At 73.9% G+C, this 23,030-nt stretch carries 17 protein-coding genes and 1 pseudogene; 10 read left to right on the top strand and 8 right to left on the bottom strand.

Going from position 1 to position 23,030, the window contains the following annotated elements:
• Window positions 1-203: 203 nt before the first annotated feature.
• Window positions 204-1,229, top strand: a complete 1,026-nt coding sequence (locus OHA72_RS55455; RefSeq protein ID WP_327004165.1) for a hypothetical protein — start codon at window positions 204-206, stop codon at window positions 1,227-1,229.
• A gap of 38 nt (window positions 1,230-1,267) precedes the next feature.
• On the top strand, window positions 1,268-1,984 hold the full coding sequence (locus tag OHA72_RS55450) for a phosphatase PAP2 family protein (protein ID WP_327004164.1): 717 nt from the start codon (window positions 1,268-1,270) through the stop codon (window positions 1,982-1,984).
• On the opposite strand, the gene OHA72_RS55445 is transcribed toward OHA72_RS55450, so the two are convergent.
• Window positions 1,916-2,632, bottom strand: coding sequence for an AAA family ATPase (locus OHA72_RS55445; protein ID WP_327004163.1), 717 nt, complete (start codon window positions 2,630-2,632; stop codon window positions 1,916-1,918). The two genes, OHA72_RS55450 and OHA72_RS55445, sit on opposite strands and share 69 nt — an antisense overlap.
• 11 nt (window positions 2,633-2,643) lie before the next feature.
• Complete coding sequence (locus OHA72_RS55440; protein ID WP_327004162.1) at window positions 2,644-3,639, bottom strand: LacI family DNA-binding transcriptional regulator; 996 nt, start codon at window positions 3,637-3,639, stop codon at window positions 2,644-2,646.
• A 156-nt stretch (window positions 3,640-3,795) separates the two neighbouring features.
• On the opposite strand from OHA72_RS55440, the gene OHA72_RS55435 reads away from it, so the two are divergent.
• A complete protein-coding gene (locus OHA72_RS55435) occupies window positions 3,796-5,652 on the top strand; it encodes a ricin-type beta-trefoil lectin domain protein (protein WP_327004161.1) in 1,857 nt (618 codons plus the stop codon).
• A 101-nt stretch (window positions 5,653-5,753) separates the two neighbouring features.
• On the opposite strand, the gene OHA72_RS55430 is transcribed toward OHA72_RS55435, so the two are convergent.
• Complete coding sequence (locus OHA72_RS55430) at window positions 5,754-6,263, bottom strand: hypothetical protein (RefSeq protein ID WP_327004160.1); 510 nt, start codon at window positions 6,261-6,263, stop codon at window positions 5,754-5,756.
• 282 nt (window positions 6,264-6,545) lie between these two features.
• Here OHA72_RS55430 and OHA72_RS55425 point away from each other — a divergent pair, with 282 nt between their 5' ends.
• From OHA72_RS55425 to OHA72_RS55405, 5 genes are all read left to right on the top strand, one after another.
• Window positions 6,546-8,852 carry a putative bifunctional diguanylate cyclase/phosphodiesterase gene (locus OHA72_RS55425; protein WP_327004159.1) on the top strand — a complete coding sequence of 769 codons (2,307 nt, stop codon included), beginning with the start codon at window positions 6,546-6,548 and terminating at the stop codon, window positions 8,850-8,852.
• 15 nt (window positions 8,853-8,867) lie between these two features.
• On the top strand, window positions 8,868-11,315 hold the full coding sequence (locus tag OHA72_RS55420) for a hypothetical protein (RefSeq protein WP_327004158.1): 2,448 nt from the start codon (window positions 8,868-8,870) through the stop codon (window positions 11,313-11,315).
• Complete coding sequence (locus OHA72_RS55415) at window positions 11,312-11,707, top strand: hypothetical protein (RefSeq protein ID WP_327004157.1); 396 nt, start codon at window positions 11,312-11,314, stop codon at window positions 11,705-11,707. Before OHA72_RS55420 ends, OHA72_RS55415 begins: the two co-directional genes overlap by 4 nt.
• On the top strand, window positions 11,704-14,556 hold the full coding sequence (locus OHA72_RS55410) for a hypothetical protein (RefSeq protein ID WP_327004156.1): 2,853 nt from the start codon (window positions 11,704-11,706) through the stop codon (window positions 14,554-14,556). The genes OHA72_RS55415 and OHA72_RS55410 overlap by 4 nt, the downstream gene beginning before the upstream one ends.
• Window positions 14,557-14,812: 256 nt before the next feature.
• On the top strand, window positions 14,813-15,820 hold the full coding sequence (locus OHA72_RS55405; RefSeq protein ID WP_327004155.1) for an RNA polymerase subunit sigma-70: 1,008 nt from the start codon (window positions 14,813-14,815) through the stop codon (window positions 15,818-15,820).
• On the opposite strand, the gene OHA72_RS55400 is transcribed toward OHA72_RS55405, so the two are convergent.
• From OHA72_RS55400 to OHA72_RS55380, 5 genes are all read right to left on the bottom strand, one after another.
• The gene (locus tag OHA72_RS55400; RefSeq protein ID WP_327004154.1) at window positions 15,821-16,120 is read right to left on the bottom strand and encodes a dihydrofolate reductase family protein; all 300 of its coding nucleotides are present in this window, start codon (window positions 16,118-16,120) and stop codon (window positions 15,821-15,823) included.
• A 12-nt stretch (window positions 16,121-16,132) separates the two neighbouring features.
• Window positions 16,133-16,258: a hypothetical protein gene (locus tag OHA72_RS55395; RefSeq protein WP_327004153.1), complete on the bottom strand. Its 126-nt coding sequence runs from the start codon at window positions 16,256-16,258 to the stop codon at window positions 16,133-16,135.
• A gap of 180 nt (window positions 16,259-16,438) precedes the next feature.
• Window positions 16,439-17,371: a carbohydrate kinase family protein gene (locus OHA72_RS55390; protein ID WP_327004152.1), complete on the bottom strand. Its 933-nt coding sequence runs from the start codon at window positions 17,369-17,371 to the stop codon at window positions 16,439-16,441.
• A 4-nt stretch (window positions 17,372-17,375) separates the two neighbouring features.
• On the bottom strand, window positions 17,376-17,699 hold the full coding sequence (locus tag OHA72_RS55385; RefSeq protein WP_327004151.1) for a hypothetical protein: 324 nt from the start codon (window positions 17,697-17,699) through the stop codon (window positions 17,376-17,378).
• Between the two features lie 96 nt (window positions 17,700-17,795).
• Window positions 17,796-19,595 carry a galactose-binding domain-containing protein gene (locus OHA72_RS55380; RefSeq protein WP_327004150.1) on the bottom strand — a complete coding sequence of 600 codons (1,800 nt, stop codon included), beginning with the start codon at window positions 19,593-19,595 and terminating at the stop codon, window positions 17,796-17,798.
• 221 nt (window positions 19,596-19,816) lie between these two features.
• Between OHA72_RS55380 and OHA72_RS55375 the strand changes: the two are divergent.
• Both OHA72_RS55375 and OHA72_RS55370 read left to right on the top strand, forming a co-directional pair.
• Window positions 19,817-20,520 (top strand): annotated as a pseudogene (locus OHA72_RS55375) (AfsR/SARP family transcriptional regulator); the annotation flags it as partial.
• Window positions 20,521-20,592: 72 nt separating this feature from the next.
• On the top strand, window positions 20,593-22,995 hold the full coding sequence (locus OHA72_RS55370) for an ATP-binding protein (RefSeq protein ID WP_327011852.1): 2,403 nt from the start codon (window positions 20,593-20,595) through the stop codon (window positions 22,993-22,995).
• Window positions 22,996-23,030: the final 35 nt, after the last annotated feature.

Genomic DNA, 23,030 nt, shown 5'->3' with positions numbered 1-23,030 from the left:
CGCCCAGGCGACTGCACCAACATTCACCACCGCAACCCTCCCGTCACGCGATGTCACGTCTGTTTACCACAAACCGCACAACACACTGACGGACGCGGGTGACTCGTCCGGGCCAGCGATCCATCGACCGCGGCGATATGGTCTCCCGCTGACAGCTACCGCACCGGGGGTATCGAATGTGGCGCCGAGTTGTTCTGGCCCTGGTGGTGGGTTCGGCTCTGGCGGGTTGCTCGGCGGGCCACCCCGACCGCTCCGGCACCGCCGCCCCCGCCGCCCCGCCGTCGGCCTCGCCCACGGGGCCGAGCCCGGTCGAGGACTACGACCTCGATGACGACGACATCGCCGCGCTCGGCCTTCCGCTGCAGCCGGTGCCCACCGGCCAGGGCCAGCTCGTCGGCCCCGGCGTCACGTTTCGGATGACCCGGGTCGGCACCACGACCCGGTTCACCCCCGAGCAACTGCGGACGCTGCGGAGCAGCCGCACGGAGCCGTTGACGGCGCCCGCCGGCGTCGAATTCCTCGCCGTCGCCGCCGCGGAACGCTTCGGCCTGATCCATGCCCGCGACGGCGTCGAGGTGGTGTTCCACATCGGTGACCGCGCCGTCGCGAGATCGGTCGTCGGCACGGTCCTGATCGTGGACACCCCGGTCGGCGGCCCGGTCAGCCTCGACATCACCTCGGCCGGGCGGACGCAGAAGCTGGACCTGCGCACCGGACGCGGATCGGACCTGATCGACGGCTACTACCCCGTGCGCTCAGGTAGTGCGCTCATCCAGTGCCCGATCAGGATCACCGAGCCGGGCGTGAAGCTGACCAACGCGCCGGGCAACCAGGTAGCCGTCGAGCTGAACCTGACCGCCTCGCTGATGCCGTGGCTCAAGGACAAGGGCTGGGCGCCCGAGGGCCGGCGCTGGCTGGTGGTCAAGCCGCAGGTGCGGCTCGGCGCCCTCGACGCCGACCTGAGCGCCATGACGGACCTGGCCGCCGACCTGACGGTGACCGGCTCCGGCGGGCGCCTGCCGATCGCCGGCACGGCCGGCACCGCGGGGGCCGGCGTGTCCGGCGGCGACAACCGCGCCACGACGGAGCACGTGTTCGACGCCGCCGCCGGTGACGCCGGGCTGACCGTCGCCTTCAGTTTCAACGGTACGACCAGCTACGCCGGCAAGCCGGCGCGGTACTCGGGCGGTGACACGGCGTGCGGCAAGACCAGCCAGCTCCGTCTGTAGCGGGCCGGCGGCGCCCCGCCGCGTGGGCCGAAGCGGCCGTGCTGGTGCTCGGGTTCCTGCTCTTCTCGCGCCTGCACGCGGCCGCCGGCACGAGCCGCGCCGCGGCCACCGCCAACGCGCGGCACCTGCAGTCCGTGGAGCGCGTCCTGCACCTGGACGTCGAGCCGGCGGCGAACCGTTGGCTCGCCGGGCATCCGGCCCTGATCCAACCGGCGGTGTACTGCTACCGCCTGTACTACGCGGTGCTGCTCGGCGTGCTGGTGTGGGTCTACGTCCGGCACACGGAGGTGTACCGCCAGGTCCGCCGGACCCTGCTCGCGATGGCGGTGCTCGTGCTGCCGGTCTTCTGGGCGCTGCCCATGTCACCCCCGCGGTTCGCGCTGCCCGGCGTCGTCGACGTCGTCGCCGAGCACGACCTCTTCGGCAGCACCGCGTCGCGGGACCTCGGCAACGGGCAGAACCACTTCTCCGCCATGCCCAGCATGCACGTGGGGTGGTCGCTGTGGTGCGCATACGCCGTGTGGCTGGCGCTGCGCGCCACGCATCCGCGGGCGGCGCTGCTGGTGTGGGCGTTCCCGCTCGTCATGACGGCCGTCGTGCTCACCACCGGCAACCACTACGTGCTCGACGTCGCGGGCAGCGCCGCGTTGCTCGCGATCGCCGCCGGCGTCGCGGCACGCATCGGCTCAGGTGAACGGGCCCGTGTAGCCGGACCCGTTGCACAGGAACAGCAGAATGAGCGCCAGCAGGAATGAGATCGCGAGGGTCCACGCCGCCCGCCGGGCGATGCGGGTCTGCAGGTCCTCCGGGCCCGGCGTCTTGACCGGCCGGTCGTCGTCGGCGGCGGGGCGGCTGCCGTCGAGCGGGTCGACCCAGTGCGCCGCCTCGGTGGCGAAGCGGTCGCCGTAGGTGGCGTGGTCGGCGGGGATGCGCCCGGCGAGGCGCACCGGCAGGGCGTCGAAGTCGCCGCCGTCGCCGACCACGATCACCGATCCGGGCACCTGCCGCCGGTCGAGGGCCTCCAGGGCGAGGATCGCGTGCCCGGTCGCGTCGGCGTCGGTGCCGGTGACCACGACGACCGGCGCGCGGACGGCGGTGGCGAGGTCGGCCACCGTCCAGCCGCCGCCGAGCGGGGTGACGACCCCGTCACCGATGAGCACCACGACCCGGTCGTGCGCCGCGCACAGGTCGGTGACGACGGCGGCGACGGCGTCCAGGCCGATCCCGGCGGGCAGCTCCGCCAGGGCCGCGACGTGCGACGCCAGCGACGCGGGGGCGGGGCCGAGCACGACCGCCGCCGCGGTGCCGTCGGTGGTCGCGGCGAGGGCGGCCGCGGCGACCACCCAGTCGACGGACGACGAGGTGGGCGTGACGACCCAGGGGCCGCGTACAGGCAGAGACATCGAAGCCGATCCTAAGCCCGGGGCGCGGCTGTGGACGAGCGCACCACCAGGTGCGTGGCCAGCTCGACGTGCAGCGCGTCGAGCTGGTGCCGCTCCAGCAGCCGCACCAGCAGCGAGACCGCCATGCGGCCCATCTCCGGCAGCGGCTGGCGGACCGTTGTCAGGTTCGTTGCCTCGGCCAGGTCGATGTCGTCGAAGCCGGTGACCGACAGGTCGTCCGGCACCCGCAGCCCGCGCTCCGCCGCTGCCTGCATCGCGCCCACGGCGGCCTTGTCGTTGAACGCGACCAGCGCCGTCGGTGGCTGCGGCAGGTCCAGCAGCGCGCCGGCCGCGCGGCGGCCCTGCTCCGTGGTGGGCTCGATGGCCCGCAGCAGCTCGACGGCCGGCAGCACGCCGACGTCGGCGAGGGCGGCGTTGTGCCCGGCGAGGCGGGCGTCGCTGGCCAGCCACTCCGTCGGGCCGCCGACGACGCCGATGCGCCGGTGGCCGAGGCCGACCAGGTGCGCGGTGACCTTCCGGGCGCCGGCGAAGTGCGCCGCGGACACCGACACGATGTCCGGCGGCAGGGTGGTGCGCGGGTCGACGACCACGAACGGGATCCGGCGACGCTGCAGCTCGACCAGGTCCGCGCCCGGCTCGGGCGGCAGGATCACGATGATCCCGCCGATGCCGTCGTGGCGGTCCAGGTCCCGCAGCAGGGGAGTGCGCTGGGCGGCCTCGCCGGCGGTGAGCACCAGCTGCCTGCCGTGCAGCTCGACGGTCTCCGCGATCGAGGACACGATCAGGCCGAAGTAGTCCGTCAGCACGTACGGGCAGCGCAGGTACACCCGGTCACCAGTGGGGCGCGGCGCGCGGTCGGGCCGTTGCGAGCCGAGCCGCTCCGCGGTCTGGTGCACCAGGTCGCGGGTGTGCGGGGCGACCGTGTCGTGGTCGTTGAGCGCGCGGGAGACGGTGGCGATCGACATGCCCGTCGCCGCCGCGATCTCTCTGACCGTGACCTTGCGCATCCGTTTCAGTCCCCCGTTTCATAGGTCTTCATTAAGGACTCTTGACAGTTTGACGAGCCTCGCTGTTTCCTGTTCCTGGCGATGTTACACGGTGTTTCATTTGTTTCATCAGCCGAATGTAGGACGTCCGCCCCGTCCTCATCACGAGGAGACATTATGTTCAGGCGTACCGCCGCCGCGATCCTCGCCGCGGTCACCATCGGCGCCGTCGGCTGGATCGCGGTCCCCGACGCCCTGGCCGCCGGCGAGACCGTCAACGTCTGGCTCACCACCACCAGCGACGCCGGCGGCCGCACCGTCACCCGCGGCCTCGCCCAGCAGCCCGCCGTCGGCTTCACCGCCGGCACCGGCGGCGGCGGGCAGAACATCACCGTCAACGACGCCACCCGCTATCAGACCTTCACCGGCGGCGGCGCCTCGTTCACCGACACCGCCGCCTGGCTCATGAACAGCTCCGGCGCCCTGTCGGCCGGCACCCGCGCCACCGTCATGCAGAAGCTGTTCGACCCGGTCAACGGCATCGGCGTCAGCTTCCTGCGCAACCCGATGGGCGCCTCGGACCTCGCGCGCTTCGGCTACACCTACGACGACCGCCCGGCCGGGCAGACCGACCCCAGCCTGGCGAACTTCAGCATCGCCCACGACCTCGCCGACGTGCTGCCGCTGACGAAGCAGGCGCAGCAGCTCAACCCGCAGCTGTCGACCATGGCCAGCCCGTGGACCGCGCCGGCGTGGATGAAGGACAACGGCAATCTCAACGGCGGCTGGCTGCAGGCCCAGTACTACGGCGCCTACGCGCAGTACTTCGTGAAGTACATCCAGGCGTACCAGGCGCAGGGCGTGAAGGTGAACTTCGTGACCCCGCAGAACGAGCCGACCTGCTGCGCAGGCTACCCGTCGATGAGCTGGAACGCCTCCGGCCTGGACTACTTCACCGCCAGCAACCTGCTGCCCGCGCTGCAGGGCGCCGGCCTGTCGACCAAGGTGCTCGCGCACGACTGGAACTGGGACACCTACGACGCCTACGCCGCGCAGTCGGTCAACAACGCGGCCGTGCGCAACCACCCGAACTTCGGCGGCATCGCCTGGCACGGGTACGGCGGCGACGTCGGCAAGCAGAGCACCGTGCACAACCAGTACCCCGGCCTGGACGCCTACGACACCGAGCACTCCGGCGGCACGTGGATCGGCAACCAGCAGCAGGAGGACATGCTCAACCTCATCAACTACGGGCGCAACTGGGGCAAGAGCTTCATCAAGTGGAGCCTCGCCGTCGACCAGAACATGGGCCCGCACTACGGCGGCTGCGGCACCTGCACCGGCCTGATCACCGTGCACAACGGCGACAGCCGCAGCGGGCAGGTCGACTACACCGTCGAGTACTACACGATGGGCCACCTGACGAAGTTCGTGAAGCCGGGCGCGTACCGCGTCGACTCCACCGCGAACGGCTCGGTGCCGAACATCGCCTACCTCAACCCGGACGGCACCCGGGCGCTCATCGCGTACAACAACACGTCCAGCAGCCAGCAGGTCACGGTGAACTGGAGCGGCCAGCGCTTCACGTACACCCTGCCGACGAAGACCTCGGCGACCTTCACGTGGAAGGCCGGCGCCACCAACCCCAACCCCGGGCGCACGGGCGCCGTCACCGGCCTGGCCGGCAAGTGCGTGGACGTCGCCGGCTCGAACACCGCCAACGGCACCGTGGTGCAGCTGTACACCTGCAACGGCAGCGGCGCACAGCAGTGGACGGTCGGCACGGACGGCACCCTGCGGGCGCTGGGCAAGTGCCTCGACGTCAACGCCGCCAGCACCGCGGACGGCACGAAGATCCAGCTGTGGGACTGCAACGGCAGCGCCGCGCAGGCCTGGACCGCCGGCACGGACGGCACCCTGCGCGCCCTGGGCAAGTGCCTCGACGTGACCGGCAACGTCTCCACCGACGGCACCCCGCTGCAGCTGTGGACCTGCTTCGCCGGCGCCAACCAGCGCTGGGTCCTTCCGGCCTGACACAGATCGGGTCCCGCGACGGCGCCGGTGGGGTGGCCGTCGCGGGAGCCGAACGGGTGGGACGGCCGGTCGGGGCCGGTCGTCCCACCCACGGACCGTCCTTAGCCGCAGACCTTGGTCATCGCGTCGGTCGCGGTGGTCAGCGTGGCCTCCAGCTTGGCGGCGTCCGCGGCGCTCTTGAAGCCGGCCAGGTACTCGTCCTTGCCGAGCGTGGTGAGCGCCGTGATCAGCGTGCCGAGCGCCGCCTTCAGCGCCGGGTCGGCCGCCTCCTGCTGCATCACGCCGAGGTCCTTGGCCCACGAGTCGGTCTTGGCCCGGATGGCGACCTTCGCCTTCGCCTCGGCGTCGGCGTTCTTCTGCTGACGGGCCGCGATGATCAGACCGACCTGCCGGCCGACCTCACGGACCTCGTCCTCCTTGATCAGCGCCTCGGACCGGGCGCAGATGTCCTTGGTGTTGGCCGCCACGTCGATCGACGGGGTCTTCGAGGGGGCGGCTGCGCTGGACGTGCCTGCCGACGCGCCGGGCGTCGCCGTGTCGTCGGTCGACGCGCAGGCGCCGCTGGTGCCGACGATCGCTACGAGGAATGCCGCGGTCAGGAACCGTCGCATGGTGGAGGTGCTCCTCAGGTGTGGAACGTTCGCGGCGACCGGCCGCGGGGACGTCGGATGGTAGCCCGGACCGGGCGACGCTGTCGATTCGAGCTGGAAGTCCGAGACCAGGCGGAAACGCCCGATAACGGTCGATGTTCCGGCCGTGCTGAGCGCTCATCCTGCATTGCGTCAATGCAAGGCGTGTCCAATGTGTTCATGGCCTCAGGACCGAGGGCTTGAGGTACCGTACGGAAGGTCATCCGCGTGTTGTCGTGATCACCACCGGTGAGGATGCGTTCATTGTCGCGCAGACCCGTGTCCCTGCCCCTCGCCGTCGCCGTTGCAGGGGTCTTCGGGGCCGTCGGCCTTGGCAGCTCGGGGGTGCTCGGCCCCTGGTGGTCGCTGTTCGTCGACGACCTCGCGCAGTTCAGCGCCGGTCTCGCCGCCACACTCACCTGCTGGATCACCGCCCGCAGGCACACCGGCGCCCAGCGCCGCTGGCGCCTGTGGATGGGCACCGGCACCTTCGGCTGGACCATCGGGCAGTTCATCTGGTCCTGGTATCAGCTGTTCCGCGACGACAGCCTGCCCTCCCCGTCCCTCGCCGACGCCGGCTACCTGACCCTGCCGGTCTTCGCGCTGCCGGCCCTCATCGCCCTCGCCGGCGACCGGCCCGTCGAGGGCGGCCCCCGCCGCATCGCCACCCAGCTCGTCATGGTCCTCGACGGGCTCATCGTCGTCGGCGCGCTGTTCGTGCTCACCTGGGCCACCTCGCTCGGCGCCGTCATGCACGCCGGCGCCGCCACCCCGTTCGCCTACACCGTCGCGATCGCCTACCCGGTCACCGACCTGCTGCTCACCGTCATCGTCATCCTGCTGCTGGCCAGGTCCGCGGCCGTCAACCGGCGCCAGCTGTCGATCCTCGGCATCGGACTGTTCTGCCTGTCCTTCTCCGACAGCGTGTTCGCCTACCTCGTCGCCGCCGGCGCGCAGAGCATGCCACCGCTGGCCGACGCCGGGTTCATCGCCGGCCAGGCGTTCGTCGCCGTCGCCGCCGCGACCCCGACCCGCGAGGTGCCGCCCGGCTCCCCGCGCCCGCACCACCGGTGGGGCCACCTGCTGCTGCCGTACGTGCCGGTCGCGGGCACCGGCGTCCTCTTCATGATCCAGCTGGTGCAGGGCCGGCCGATGGACATGTTCGAGATCGTCGTGGAGACGGCCGTCATCTCGCTGCTCATCATCCGGCAGGCGGTCACGCTGGTCGAGAACGCGGTGCTGCTCGACCGCCTCTCCGACAGCCAGGCGCGGCTGAGCCACCAGGCGTTCCACGACGGCCTCACCGGGCTGTCCAACCGGGTGCTGTTCCAGGACCGGCTCGACCACGCGCTCGCCCTGCACCACCGCGACCAGCGCCCCCTCGCGGTGCTCTTCCTCGACCTCGACGACTTCAAGGCCGTCAACGACCGCTACGGCCACCACGCCGGCGACCGGCTGCTGCACCTGGTCGCCGACCGGCTCCGCGGCGCCGTCCGCGAGGGCGACACCATCGCCCGCGTCGGCGGCGACGAGTTCGCGGTGCTCCTCGAAGGCGGCGGCGACCCCGGCGTCCCCGCCGAGCGCATCATGGCCTCGCTGCGCGAACCCTTCGACCTCGACGGCGCCACGGTCACCGTCGCCGCGTCCGTCGGTCTCGTCGAGGCGGGCACGCACGGGCCGGTGCACACCGCCGACATGCTCCTGCGCCGCGCCGACGCCGCCATGTACGCCGGCAAGCGCCAGGGCAAGGGCACCCTCGTGCGGTACCGCGTGGACCTCCCCGACGGCACCGGCAGCTCCGACCTCGCCGAGATGCTCGCCGACACCCTGCGCGACGGCCGCGGCCTCGACGTGCACTACCAGCCGATCGTGCGGCTCAACGACGGCACCGTCGTCGCGGTCGAGGCCCTCGCCCGCTGGACCCACCCGAGCCTCGGCCCCGTCTCCGCCGACATGTTCATCGCCACCGCCGAGGAGATCGGCCTGATCCGCCTCGTCGACGACTTCGTGCTCGATCGCGCCTGCCGCGACGCCGCCGCGTTCCGCGGCCCGTGGGCCAGCATCGCCGTGCACGTCAACACCTCCGCCGCCCGGCTCGGCCGCCCCGAGCACGAGGAGACCGTCCGCGCCGCGATCCTGCGCCACGGCCTCGCCCCGCACCGGCTGCTGCTCGAACTCACCGAGACCGCCCCGCTGCCCGACCTGTCCGCCGCCGCGGGCGCGGTGCGGCGCCTCGGCCGCTTCGGCGTCCGTTTCGCCCTCGACGACTTCGGCACCGGCTACAACGCCCTCGCCCAGCTGCACGCCATGCCGGTCGACGAGGTGAAGCTCGACCGCAGCTTCACCCTCGCCGACGGCGGGCGCAGCGAGGCCATCTGCCGCTCCATCGTCTCGATCTGCGCGGGCATGGGCGTCACGGTCGTCGCCGAGGGCATCGAGACCGACCGGCAGGAGGCCACGATGGCGGCGCTGGGCTGCCGGTACGGCCAGGGCCACCGCTACGGCCTCGCCGGCCCGCTGCACGAGGTCGCACCCCCCGGAGCTCTGGACCCCGAAAACAGTCTGGTGTGACGTAAGGTCCTCTACGTGTTGGGCCTGATCGTCGCCGCGCTGAGAGCCCGGCGCGCCGCGGCGCTGGTCATGCTCGTCCTCGCCGCGGTCACCATGGGCGCGGCCGTCGGTGCCGCCGCCGCGTCCGGCCGGATGCAGCGCGACGCCGTCACCGCCAGGATCGCCGCCGCCACCCCGGTCGAACGCACCCTGTCCGTCCGCTCCGCCGTCGCCCTCGGCACCCAGCCCGACGACATCGTCGGCAGGTTCCAGGCGCTGATCACCGGTGTCCCCGCCGAACGCAGCGTGCTCGGCGTGCGGTACTCCGGCGTCCTGCGCGCCGGCGACGAGCTGCGCCTGCCGATCGAGCTGCGCGCCGTCGACGGCTTCTGCGGCAACGCCACCATGCTGCAGGGCCGCTGCCCCGAACGCGACGGCGAGATCGTCCTGCCCCCCGACGTGGCCCGGCAGCTGGGCCTCGCCGTCGGCGACCCGCTGCGCCAGGACGGCGGCTCCGGCGTCGCCGTGGTCCCGCTGACCCTCGTCGGGCTGTTCGCACCCAGCGACCCGCTCGGCTGGTACTGGTCCGGGCTGGACGGCCTCGCCGCGTACACCACCCGCGGCACCGTCGCGAAACCCGGCGGCGCCGCGGTCGCCACCTACGACGCGCTGCTGCCCGCCTCCGCCTTCGACGACCCGGCCCAGATCGCCGCCACCGTCACCCGGCTGCGCGCCGGGTCCCTCGAGGTCTCCTCGGCCGCCGCGACGCTCGCCGCGACCGTCGCCGCCGACCGCCGTGGCGTGCGGCGCGGCCTGCTGCTCGTCGAGCTGCAGGTGCTGCTGTGCGGCGGCATCGCGGTTGCCGTCGCCGCCGCCTACGCCGCGCAGGAACGCCGCGCCGATGCGGCCCGCATGGCGATCCGGGGCCTGCCGCCGTGGCGGATCCTCGCCGGCACCGCCGGGCAGAGCCTCCTGCCGCTGCTCGCCGGTGCCGCCTGGGCCGTCGCGGTGCGCCCCGCCCTGTGGCAGGCCCTGGCGATCGCGGTCCTCGTGGTCGTCGCCGCCGAGTGGCCGGCGACCCGTGCGAGCGTGCCGGCGCTGCTGCGGGTCGTGCAGCCCCGCCGCCAGCTGGTCGCCGCCACCCTCGAGGTGTGCGTGCTCGCCCTCGGCGCCGCCGCCGTGTTCCAGCTCGCCGCGGAGCCGCCGGCCGACGTCCGCCGCGACACCGGTCTCGGTCTCGGCCAGGCCGCAGCGCTGTTGATTGCTCTGGCGGCGGGTGTACTGGCGACCCGCGCGCTGTTGTCCGCCGCAGGGCTCGCCGGCCGGACGGCCCTCGCCGGCGGCCGCGTCGGCGGTGCCCTCGCGGGCCTGACCCTGGGACGGCGGCGGACCGCGTACCGGATCGTGCCCGTCATCGCGGCCGCCACCTGCGTCCTGGCCGTCGCCGCGCAGGACTGGGCCGGGGCCGCGGGCGCCCGCGCCGACCGCGCCGCCGTCGAGGTCGGCGCCGACCGCGTGCTGCGGGTCGCGCCGATGGACCGGGAGAAGCTCCTCGCCGCCGTCCGCGCCGCCGACCCCGGTGGCCGGGACGCGATGGCCGTCGCGATCAGCGGCGGCACCGGCGCGCCGGTCATCGCCGTGGACGCCACCCGCCTGCGGGCGGTCACCGGCGTCTCCTTGCCGTCGCTGCGCGCCGAGGCACCGGCGCCGCTGACGTTCACCGCGACGGCGCTGGCGCTGCGCTCGGTGTCGGCCGGCTCGACGGTCACGCTCCAGCTGGCCGCCCCCGGCGAGCGCGTCACCGCCGTCTTCCAGACACCCGGTTTCCTCGCCGAGCCGGGCACCGCGGCGACCGCGGAGTCCACTGTGGATGTCGCGGTGCCGCAGTGCGCGGCCGGCTGCCGGCTCGTCTCGGTCGAGACCAACCGCGGCCCCGTCGACCTGCTCGAACTGCGCGCCGGCGGCACGGTGGTGGTCGACGGCGCCGCGTTCGCCGACCCGGCCCGCTGGCGGACCACCCTCGCCCGGTCCGTCAGCACCGTGCAGGCCGGCCAGCACGACGGCCGCCTGCGCCTGCAGGACGTCGACCCGCCCAGCGAACGCCCCCGCGACAACCGCCTCTACGTCGTCGACACCCCGGTCCCGCTGCCCGCCGTGATCGCCGGCGACCTCACGCTGTCCGCCGACAACGACGTGCCCCGCGTGCGGGTCTTCGGCGCCGACGTGCCGGTGGCGCCCCGCTCCGTCACGTCCGTCCCGCGCGGCGGCGCCGAAGGAGTGCTCGTCGACCTCGAATACGCCGCCCACGTCGTCGGCCCGTCCGGCGGCGTCCCCACCACCACCGCGGAGCGCCTCGAGGTGTGGCTCGGCCCGTCCGCCCCCGCCGACCTGCCCGACCGGCTGCGGGCCGCCGGGATCACCATCGCCGGCGGCGACAGCACCGGCGCGGCCACCGCCCGCGCGGCGCGCCTCGCCCCGCCGTGACCCTGGGCGCAGGGCTCGCCGGCGGCGCGATCGCCCTGCTGCTCGCCGCGGTCACCGCCGCCGTCGTCGCAGCCGTCGACCGGCGCCAGCGCGGCGCCGAGCTCGCCGCCCTGCGCCGCCAGGGCCTGCCGGCGTCGACCGTGCGCACCGTGGGCCGGTGGACCGCGGCCGCGCCGGTCCTCGTCGCCGTCCCCGTCGGGCTTGCCGCGGCGGTCCTGCTGCGGCTGCTCGCGCCGGCACCGGTCCGCCCGTTCGCCGACCGCTGGCCCGTGCCGGTGGAGCCGGTGCAGTGGCTCGCGATCCTCGCCACGGCCGTCGTGGTGTTCGCGGTACTGCTGCCACCCGCACTGTGGTCCCACCCCACCCGTGACGGCGCCCGGAGGTCCCGGTGATCGGACTGGTCCTGGCCATGCTGTGGTCGCGGCGCGGCCGGGCCGTCGCCGTCATGCTCCTGACCGCGCTCGCCACCGCCGGCGCGCTCGCCGCCCCCGTGTTCCTCGCCCGGTCCGACGACCGGATCGTGCGCACCGAGGTCGCCGGGGCCGCGCCGTCGGAACGGACCGTCCTCATCACCGGCGAGGTCCAGTCCTCAGGTGGCGGCCGCATGGCCAACACGTTCCAGAACCTCGCCGGCGGCTGGCTCGACACCCCCGGCTACGCCACCGTCTTCTCCGCGCAGTTCGCCGCCCAACCGGCCGAGATTCCCCAGGCATCCGCCAGCCAGCTCAGCACCGTGCTGTTCCGCGAAGGCATCTGCGAGCACGTCCGCGTCGTGGCCGGCAGGTGCCTGATGGGCACCGGCGACACCGTGCTGACCGGGCGCACCGCCGACCGGCTCGGCCTGCACCCCGGCGACGCCATCGCGCTCAGCGGCTCCCGCTACGACACCGACCTCAAGCGGTACGTCCCGGCCGGACCGCCGACCGCCCTCACCGTCGTCGGCGTCGTCGAGCCCCGCGACGGCGGGGAACCCTACTGGGGCCGCGCCGGCGGCGTCCGCGACGCGTTCCACGTCGACCGGCGCACCCTGGACACGTTCGCCCGCCCCAGCGAGCTGCAGTCCTACGACGCGTACCCGCTGCCGGGCGCCATCACCGTCGACACCCTCCCCGCGCTGCGCGAATGGGTCGTCGACGCGCAGCGCCGCAGCACCGACGATGCGCGGCTCAACACCGACCTCGACGTGCTGCTGGACCGCATCGCCGAACGCCGCACCGAGGTCCGCGCCGCCGTGCCCTTCGCGGTCGCGCCGGTGCTGCTGCTCGCCTGGGCCGTCATCACCCTCGCCGTGTCCACCGTCATCCGGGCCCGCCGCTTCGAGCACGGCGTCATCGCTCTGCGCGGCGTCGCCCGTCCCGTGCGGTGGTGGCTGGCCACGGGGGAGACCCTGCTGTCCGTGTTCGCCGGGGCGCTGCTCGGGTTCACCGCCGCCGGCGGCTGGCAGACCCGCGGTGCCTGGCCGTACGCGGCGGTCGCCGTCCTCGGCGCCCTCGCCGTCGCGGTCGCGGTCGCGCTGCGCACCGTCTCCGCGCCCGTCTCCTCGCTGCTGCGGCAGGTCGACCGGCACACCGCCCGCTGGCGCGGCCTCGCCCTGGAAGGCGTCCTCGTCGTGGCCGCCGCCGTCGCCGTCGCGCAGGTCCGCGGCCGCCCCGGCGGCGTCGCCCTGCTCGCGCCGGCCCTCGTCATGCTCGCCGGCGCCGTCCTCGCCGGCCGTGCCGTGCCGATCCTCAGCGGACTGCTCGCGGGCCGGGCGCTGCGCCGCCGGACCGTCGGCCGATTCCGGCTCGCCGGGGCGCTCGCCGGGTTCCGGCTGGCCCGCCGGCCCGTCGGCGCGCGCCTCCTGGCGCTGCTGACCCTCGCCGTCGGGTCGCTCGCCTTCGCCGCGGCCGCCACCTCCGCCGTCGACCAGCGCCAGCGGGACCAGGCCGACCTCGACACCGGCGCGCGGGTCGTGCTCACCGTCGACGCGACCAGCCGCACCCAGCTGCTGCGCGCCGTGCGGGCCGCCGACCCCGACGGCCGCTCCGCGATGGCGGCCGTGCCGGTCCGCCTCCCCGAGAACGGCGAACCTGGCGTCGTCGCCGTCGACGCAACCCGGCTGCCCGCCGTCGCGCTCTGGCCCGCCGGTGGCGGCCCGGTCGCCGAGGTCGCGGCGCAACTGCACCCGCCGCTGGCCGCGCCGCCGGTCATGCTCACCGGCGCGTCACTCACCCTCGACGTCACCGCCGCGACGCTCGATCGGACCGACGTCGTCCTCGCCGCCACCCTCGCCCCGCTCGACGGCCGGCCGACCGCCACCGTCGAGCTGGGGACGCTCGTGCGGGGGCGCCAGTCGTACACCGCGGAAACCACCATGTGCACGCAGGGGTGCCGACTGGTCGAGCTGGCTGTCCGGTTGCCGCCGTACGTCGGACCGGCGATCGTGGTCACGCTGCACTCACCGCCCGCGGCCGACTGGCGCACCGCGCCGGGCGCGACCGCGACGAGCGGTGCCGACGGGGTCACCTTCACCCTGCCGATGACCTCGCAGCCTTCCGCCGGGAGCCTGCGCCCCGCGGGCGGCCCCGCCGAGCTGCCGGTCGTGACCACGGCGCCGCCGCCCGAGAACGGCACGTTCAAGACGTTCGGCGGCAAGGCGGTGCCTGCGGAGGTGTCGACCGCCACCCACCTGCCCCGGGTCGGGACCTTCGGCGCGCTCGTCGACCTGGAGTACGCCGACCTGTTCGCCGCCGACGACGGCCGCGCCGAGAACGCCGAGGTGTGGCTGTCGGCGACGGCCCCGCCCACAATCGTCGACGCGCTGCGGGCGCAGGGGCTCACCGTCACCGGCCGCCGCACCGTCGCCGACACCCGCGCCGGGATCGCCGCCGGCGGCACCGCGCTCGGCCTGCGCTTCTACCTCTTCGCCGGGCTCCTGTCGGTGGCGCTCGGCGCGGCGGGGCCGGCGGTGGCCGCCATCGGCACCAGCACCGCCGACCTGCGGGCGCTACGCGTGCAGGGCCTGCGGCGGGCGACCGGCACACTGGTGGAGCCGTTCGTGGTCGTGGCGCTCGTCGCGGCGGCCGGACTCGCGGGGGTCCTCGCGGCCGCGGTCGCCTGGGTCGCGGTCGGCGGCGCGCTGCCGGGCCTGACGGGGACCGGGCCGCCGCCGCTCGCGGTGCCGGCGGCGACAGTCGCGGCGACGCTGCTGGTCCTTGCCCTCGCCGGCCTCGCCGCCCAGGCCACCGCCACCCGGCGCTGACCGCGCATGGGCCTGGTGATCGTGCGGCGCGGCACGATGAGCACGGCCGCCCAACGCCGCGAACGCGTCCGCGTCCGCGTCCGCTGCGAGAAGGGCATCCGCTGGGGCGGACGCCCACGCACGACGGCGGCCTGAGACGCTGAGGCAGCCCCAACCAGGACGACCTTTCCCGGTGTCAGCGGCTTCACCGCTCAGAAATGCTCCGCCACATCGTCAGTTCTGGTAACCCTCGCCACCCGCGGAAGGACTGACGACCATGACCGACGCCAGACTGCTGGGCGACGACGAGGCCGCGTTCATCGCGGCGGCCCGCTCAGATGACGCGGCACAGTTCGCGCTGATCACGGAGCGCTACCGGCGTGGGCTGCACGTGCACTGCTACCGGATGCTCGCGAACTACGACGACGCCCAGGACATGACGCAGGAGACGTTCCTGCGGGTGTGGAACAAGCGGGAGTCGTTCAAGGGCCACGCCGCGCTGCGGACCTGGCTGTACCGGATCGCGACGAACGCCTGCCTCGACTTCCTGGACAAGCGCAACGACCGCATACCCGTGCCTGCCGAGCTGCCCGGCGCGGGCTCGGAAGTGCACTACCTGCAGCCCTACCCGGACCTGATGCTCCCGGAGGACCCGCAGGAATCGGCGGTGGCGCGGGAGACGATCGAGCTGGCGTTCATCGTCGCCGTCCAGCACCTGCCGCCGCGGCAGCGGGCGGTGTTCATCCTGCGCGACGTCGTCGGCTGGCCGGCGTCGAAGGCCGCCGACGCCCTCGAACTGACCGTCGCATCGGTGACCAGCGCGCTGCAGCGGGCGCGCGTGACGATGCGCGAGCAGCTGCCCGACCGCCGCCTCGACTGGCGGCGCCCTGCCACGCACGAACTGTCGGATGACGAGCGCGGCGTGGTGAAGTCGTACATCGACGCCCATGAGCGCAACGACGTCGACGGGCTGATGGCCCTGCTGCGCGACGACCTGCGCTTCACGATGCTGCCCGACCCGGGCACCGTGACCGTCACGGCCAAGGACGCGGTGGACGGCTGGGTCTCCGCCGGGCTCTTCCAGCACGGCTACGACGACTGGCGCTGCACCGCCACGACGGTCAACCGCATGCCTGCCGCCGCGCTGTACCTCCGCACCCCCGACGACCCGGAATACCGTTTGTTCACCATCGCGGTCCTGCACATCGTCGACGGGAAGATCGCCGAACTCACCGGATTCGACGCCACCGACAAACCATGGCTGACCCTGCCCGCGACGCTGTGATCAGACAAGTCCCCGTCGTCGACGAGTCCAGCGCCACGGGCCGGCGTCACCGAAGTCACCGCGGAATGAGCACCCCCTGAGCCGGGTGATCTCGGCGACCGTGTCGCCGGTGACCAGGCGCGTGTTCCAGTCGACCTTGTCGATCGTCGAGGAGAACACCACCTTCGGCATGTCCCGCCAGCGGCGGGCGAACTCGATCGCCGCCGGTGTGGCGCCGGGCGGCTGGTCGGCGGTCGGCCAGTGGGAACTCATCGCCTCCCACAGCTTGCGCCCATACAGCGCCAGGCCCGTCGCCGCCACCCGGTCGGACCACTACTGGAACAGCTCGTCGCTCGGCGAGGAGTCCGGTCCCTCACCGCCACTCCAGCCGAGGTCGTCGCCGGGCGCGGCGATGTAGCCGTCCAGGGTCACATTCACGCCGAAGGTCAGTTTCCGCATCATGCCAGCCTCTCGTAGGTCGATCTCATACGTACAGACGGGCGCGGCGCGGAAACCTCATCGGTGCGCGGATCTGCGTCCTGCACCGCCGCCCAACGCCGCGAACGCGCCCGCATCCGCAGCGAGAAGGGCATCCGCTGGGGCGGACGCCCACTCACGACGGCGGCCTGACACGCCGAACTAGCGGCCGTTGCGCCAGTGGTCGGTGTGGCGGGCGCGCTCGATCGCGGCGTCCAGCTGCGGTGCGGTGATCTGCTCCTCGTGCGTGCCGGGGGCGCCGCACGCGAACGCGCCCGACACCGCACCCGCCAGGGCGCACTCCTCCAGCGGGCGGCCGGCGAACCAGCGGCTCATGAAGGCCGTGCTGAACGCGTCGCCGGCGCCGTTGCTGTCGACCACCGGGCGCTCCGGCGTGACCGTGGGGAAGCGGACGACCCGCCGGTCGGCGCGGGCGAGGACCCGGCAGCCGGCGTCGCCCTCCGTCGCCACCACCATCGAGGCCCGGCCCGCGTCGAGGATGCTGTGCATGAGGTCCTCGATCTTCTGCGGTGCCGCCTCGGCGCTGAGGAAGACCAGGTCCGCCTCCCGGGCCAGGCTCATCGCCCACGGCGCCTCGCCGTCCCACGAGTGGATGTCGGTCGACGTGGTGATGCCCAGGCGCCGCGCGTCGGCGAACGCCTCCGACGCCCTGCCGGCGACGTGGACGTGCCGGGCCCGCTCCAGCGCCGGCAGGTACGACGCCCGCGGCAGGCGCAGGTCCGCGGGGTGCCGCCCGTCGTAGAAGGAGAACCGGCGGCCGGCGGCGTCGACCAGGTTGACGCTGCGGGGCGTGCCGTTCGGCGCCGGCACGTGCTCGAAGTCCAGGCCCACGGCCGCATAGCGCGCCAGGACCTGCGCTCCCTGCGCGTCGTCGCCGAGGAAGTCGATGAACTTGGTGCGCAGCCCCAGCGCGTGGAACCCCAGCGCGACCCCGTTGCCCGAGTGCGCGACGTAGTCCCTGACCGGCTCGACGTGCAGCAGGTCGCCCGGCGGGATGGACAGGTCCGGCACGCGGACGATGGTGTCCACACCGACACCGCAGAGCACGAGCACGTCCAGGGGCGCTTCAGTCATCGGGTCATTCTCCCCGGGTGTTCCAGAGCCGCCGCACCAGGACGGTCAGCGCGTCGTGCTGCGCGCCGGTCCGCCGCAGGGCCCAGGCGTCGACGGCGCCGATGACCGCGGCGGTCGCCGACGTGAGCAGTCCGACGTCGGGGGTTGGGTCGATCAGGCCGAGGCGCACGCCGTTGCCGACGAGGGCGCCGATCCACGGGGTGGCACCGCCGGGGTGCGGTGCGGCGGCGAGCACCGCCCGGTCGTCGGGGTGCTCGCGCAGGTGGGCGCCGAGCCGGTCGGTGCCGGCCGCGACCTGCTCCCACAGGACTTCCGGGGTGCCGGCCACATCCTGTGATACTGCGCCCTGCGCGTCAGGCGGTCGGCCGGATTCGTTGGCGGCCCGGCCGGTATCCGGCCGGGCCGCACATCGCCGCTCGAAGGCTTACGGGGTGCAGCAGGTCATGGCGTACACCTGGAACTCCCACAACGAGTAGCCGTAGGCCGTCGCGCGCTGGGTGCCGTTGACCCGTACGTAGCGGCCGGTGCCCGTCACGTTGAGGGTCTGCACGCCGCCGGTGCCCGTCGTCGTGGAATAGATCGTCGTCCAGGTGGTGCCGTCGGTGGACGTCTGCACCTGGAACGCCCTTGCGTAGGCGGCCTCCCAGTTCAGCACCACCTTGTTGATGTTCGCGACCGCGCCGAGGTCGACGCGCAGCCACTGCGGGTCGCTGAAGGCGCTCGACCAGCGGGTGCCGGTGCTGCCGTCGGTGGCGTTGGCCGCGGCGGTCCCGGCGTTCTCCGCCGAGGACGCCGTGGTCGGCTTGCCCTGCGAGACGAGTGTGCCGCCGGTGCTGGTGCTCGGCGTCCCGGCGACGGCCATCTCCCAGAGCGAGTAGCCGTAGGCGGTGCCGCGCTGGGTGCCGTACATCCGCACGTACCTGCCACTGGCGTTGACGGCATAGGTGTCGGTGCCGCCGTCGCCGGTGGTGGTTACCGCGACGGAGACCCAGGTGAGCTGGTCGTTGGAGACCTGGATCTGGTACGCCTTGCCGTACGCGGCCTCCCAGTTGAGGCTGACGTTCGTCAGGTTGTACGACTGGCCCAGGTCCACCTGCAGCCACTGCGGGTCGCTGAACGCGCTCGACCAGCGGGTGGTGAGGTTGCCGTCGGTGGCGCAGGCCGGGCACGAGCCGGCGTTCTCCGTCGACGACGCCGTGGTCGGCTTGCCCTGCGCGATGTTGTTGGTGGGCGGCACGGTGCCGGGCCCCTTGTTGTAGACCGCGACCCAGTCGATGTTCATCTGCCCGCCGGAGATCGTGGCCGCGTTGGGGCCACCGCCGAACGCGTCGGGGAACCCGCCGCCGATGGCCAGGTCGTAGATGATGAAGAACGGATGGTGCACCGCGTTGGCCCAGGTGGTGGCGTCGACGCGGGTGGCCGGCAGCGTGAAGTACAGCGCGCCGTCGAGATACCAGCGGATCTCCTCCGGCGACTTGGACCGGTCGATCTCCACCGCGTAGGTGTGGTAGCCGGTCTGGCAGCCGGGGCACGGCCGTTCGCCGCTGCCGAGGCCGGTCGACTCGTTGCAGGGACCGCCGGGGTTGGTGCCGCAGTGCAGGGTGCCGAAGGTGGAGCTGCGGCCGTTGATGTCCTCCAGGATGTCGATCTCGCCGCTGGTCGGCCAGCTGGTGCCGGTGCGCAGCGTGGAGCCCAGCATCCAGAACGCCGGCCAGTAGCCGGCGCCGTTGGCGGTCGTCACGTTCGGCTGCTGGATCGAGGACTCCATGCGGACCACGCCGCCGGCCTCGGCGCCGTAGGTCGCGGCCTGGGTCTCGATCCGGCCCGACGTCCAGCCGGCCCGCGGGTCGGTCCCGCTGTGCAGGGCACGCAGCACCAGGTGGCCGTTGCCGTCGTGGAACACGTTGGCGGTGCTGTTCGTCATCGTCTCGATCTCGCCGGTGCCGAAGCTGCTGCCCGGCCCGGTGTCGTACTTCCAGTTGGCGGTGTTGATCCCGGTGCCCGTGGCGGCGTTGAAGTCGTCGCTCCAGGTCAGGTTGAACCCGGCCGGCGGGGCGGGCACCGCCGCGGCGGCGGCGAGCCGGGCGGTCTGCAGGCCGTCGGTGGACGCCTCGGTGCCGGCGTACGCGACGGCGGTGACCGCGGCCAGGGCGATCGTGGTGACGGCGGTGCCGGCGGCAGTCCAGCCACGGAAGCGGCGCCGGCGGTGGGTCGGATCGTGCATGAGGTCTCCTCGGGGCGGGACGCGCGGAGCGCGGCGGGGTCCACCCGGTGCGGACGCGGCGGCGGGCCGATGGCGGATCGGCGGGCCGGTGGGGTTCGTCCGGGCCAGGGGAAATCCGACCATGGTGATCGGCCATGGTCGATGCGAATGAGTGAGAGAGCGCTCTCTCGGCACGGTACCAGCGGCCGACGCTTCCTCCAACCCCTGCTTTCGCCGGAGGCGTGCCGTTGACGGTGCTCGACGGTTCACCGGGCGGTGGAGGCACAATCGGTGGCGTGCGGATCGGGGTGCTGGGGCCGCTCGAGGTGCGGGCCGGGTCCGGCGCGCCCATCGAGGTCGGTGGCGCGCGCCTGCGGGTCCTGGTCACGCTGCTGGCCCTGGAGCCGGGGCGGACCGTCACCGCGGCGCGGCTCGCCGACGGCGTCTGGGGCGACACGCCGCCCGGCGACGCCGGCAACGCGCTGCAGTCGCTCGTGTCGCGGCTGCGGCGGGTCCTGCCCGACGGGATGCTCGTGGCGCGCCCGGCCGGGTACCTGCTGGATGTCGACCCCCTCGACGTCGATCACGTGCGGTTCGCCGAGCTGGTCGGCCGTGCCCGGGCGCTGCTGGACCGGGACCCCGCGGCCGGCGTCGAGCTGCTCCGCGAGGCGGAGGCACTGTGGCGCGGGCCGGCCCTGGCCGACGCGGGGAGGCGCCGTTCGCGCTCGCGTGGCGGGCCCGGCTGGACGAGTTGCGGTTGTCCGCCGCCGAGGACCGCCTCGACGCGGAGCTCGGCCTGGGGGCCCGCGCCGCGGCCGACCTGGAGGCCATGGTCGCGGCGCACCCGCTGCGGGAGCGGCTCGTCGGGCTGCTGATGCGCGCCCTGCACGCCGAGAGCCGGACCGCCGACGCGCTGCAGGCATTCGCCCGCTGCCGGGACCGTCTCGCCGACGAGCTGGGCGCCGACCCCTCACCCGCCCTCGCCGCCGTCCATCTGGCGATCCTGCGCAACACGCCGATGGTGGCGGCCGGCGCGGCCGGCGACGTGGCGGGAGCCCGGCGGGCCGGGAACCTGCGGGCCCCGCTGACCAGCTTCGTCGGCCGGGACGACGAGGTGCGCGCGGTCGGCGACCTGGTCGCGAAGGCCCGGCTCGTGACACTCGTCGGGCCCGGTGGCGCCGGGAAGACGCGGCTGAGCGTCGAGGCGGGGCGGTGGCTGCGGGACGCGCCGGACGGCGGGGTGTGGCTGGTCGAGCTGGCCAACGTCGCCGACCCGGCCGACGTCGTCCAGGCCGTGTGGACCGCGCTCGGCATGCGGGATCCGGCCGGTGCCACCGGTCCGGGCCGTCGCGTCGCCGCCGACGGGACGGTGGCGTTGGACCGGTTGGCGGGGGCGCTGGCGTACCGGCGGATCCTGCTCATCCTCGACAACTGTGAGCACGTCATCGGGGCCGCGGCAGCCCTCACGGATCGGCTCCTCGGCGACTGCCCCCACCTGCGGATCCTCGCCACCAGTCGCGAGCCGCTCGGGATCACCGGGGAGGTCCTGCTGCCGGTCGGGCCGCTGCCGGGGGACGGGCTGGACTCGCCGGCGGCGCGGCTGTTGTCGGATCGTGCGGCGGCGGTACGACCAGGCTTCCAGCTCGACGGGTCCGCCCTTCGGATCTGCCGCGCGCTGGACGGCATGCCGCTGGCGATCGAGCTGGCGGCGGCCCGGTGCCGGTCGATGACCGCCGCGCAGGTCGCCGACCGGCTCGACGACAGGTTCCGGCTGCTGACCCGGGGGAGCCGCACGGCGCTGCCCCGGCACCAGACGCTGCGGGCGGTCGTCGACTGGAGCTGGGGCCTGCTCACCGAGGCCGAGCGGGTGATGCTGCGCAGGCTCGCCGTGTTCCCGGGCGGGGCGACGCTGGACGCGGCGGCCGCCGTCTGCGACCCGGACGGGACACTCGGCGACCCGGTGGACCTGGTCGCGGCGCTGGTGGACAAGTCGCTGCTGGTCGAGGACGACGGCCGGTACCGGATGCTGGAGACCATCCGGGCGTACGGGCTGGAGCGGCTGGAGGAGTGCGGCGAGACCGCGCGGCTGCGGCGGCGGCACGCGACCTGGTTCCTGGAGCTCGCCGGGCGGCTGGAGCCTTCGCTGCGCACCGCCGAGCAGCTCAAGTCGCTCGCGGTGTTGTCCGCCGAGCACGAGAACCTGCACGGTGCGCTGCGGCGCGCGATCACCGCCGGGGACGCCGATCTGGCCGTGCAGTTCGTGCTGGTCCTCGGCTGGTACTGGTGGATGCGCGGCCACCGCGTCGAGGGCGCCGGGCTGGCGGTCGCCGCGCTCGCGCTGGACGGGCCGACGGACCCGGACGCGCGGGCGATGGCGTGCGGTGTGGCCGCGGTCAACGGCTTCGACGGCATCGGCGAGGCCGGCCAGGTCAACGCCTGGTTCGAGGAGGCGTTCACGTATCAGGGCCGGCATCCGATGTTCCGGTTGTTCAAGGCGGTCTCGCTGCTGTTCCGGGACGGGTCGACCGCCGAGACTCTCGAGCACATCGGCGGGCTCACCCGCGACCCCGATCCGTGGCTGGCGAGCCTCGGTGAGCTGCTGTACTGCCACGCCGAGATGAACGTGGGCATCCCGTACGACGTCGCGGCCCGCAGGTTCGCCAAGGCGCTCGCCGGGTTCCAGGAGATCGGCGAACGGTGGGGGACGGCGGCGTCGCTGCAGTCCCTCGCGGAGATCCTCGCCCGCCGCGGCGACTACGCGGCCGCCGTCGATCACCTGGAGGAGAGCCTGCGGCTGTTCGGCGAGCTGGGCACGACCGAGGACCGTTCGGCCGCCGAGGTGCGACTCGCCCAGCTGCACGAGCTGCTCGGCCGCCCCGAGCGGGCGGAGCTGGTGCTGGCCGGGGCGCGGCGCACGGCACTGCAGGTCGGGCTGCCCGACGGGATCGCGTTTGTCGAGTACGTGTACGCCGAGCGGGCGCTGCGGGCCGGCCGGCTCGACGACGCGCGGCGGCACTTCAACGGCGCGGCGGACGTCCTGGCCGGTGACCGCGCGTCACCGCAGATGCTCGCGGCGGTCCACGGTGGACTGGCGGTCGTGCGCGCGTTGGAGGGAGCGCCGGGCGATGCCCGTACCATGGCCGCCGTTGCTCTTGAACACGCGCGCAGCGCGTTCGACGGACCCGTCGCGGGTGCGGTGCTCGAGGACGCCGCCGAGGTCATGCTGCTGGACGGCGAGCCCGCCCTGGCCGTGACGCTGCTCACGGCCGCCGAGAAGATCCGGGGTGGCCCCGACCACACCCGGCCGCACCTGGCCACGCTCGCGAGCGCCGCATCCGAGGCGCTGACGACCGAGGAGCGTGCCGCGGCGGTCGCCAGGGGTCGAGCCACGACGATCGAGACCGCGGCCGATCTCCTGTAATTGGATTGAAAATGCCCGGGGTCGCGGCGCACGCT

Source organism: Dactylosporangium sp. NBC_01737, from assembly GCF_035963215.1.
In the GTDB taxonomy this organism is placed as follows: domain Bacteria; phylum Actinomycetota; class Actinomycetes; order Mycobacteriales; family Micromonosporaceae; genus Dactylosporangium.
Note: the sequence above shows the minus strand (reverse complement) of the source record. Positions and strands in the feature narration are given on the sequence as shown.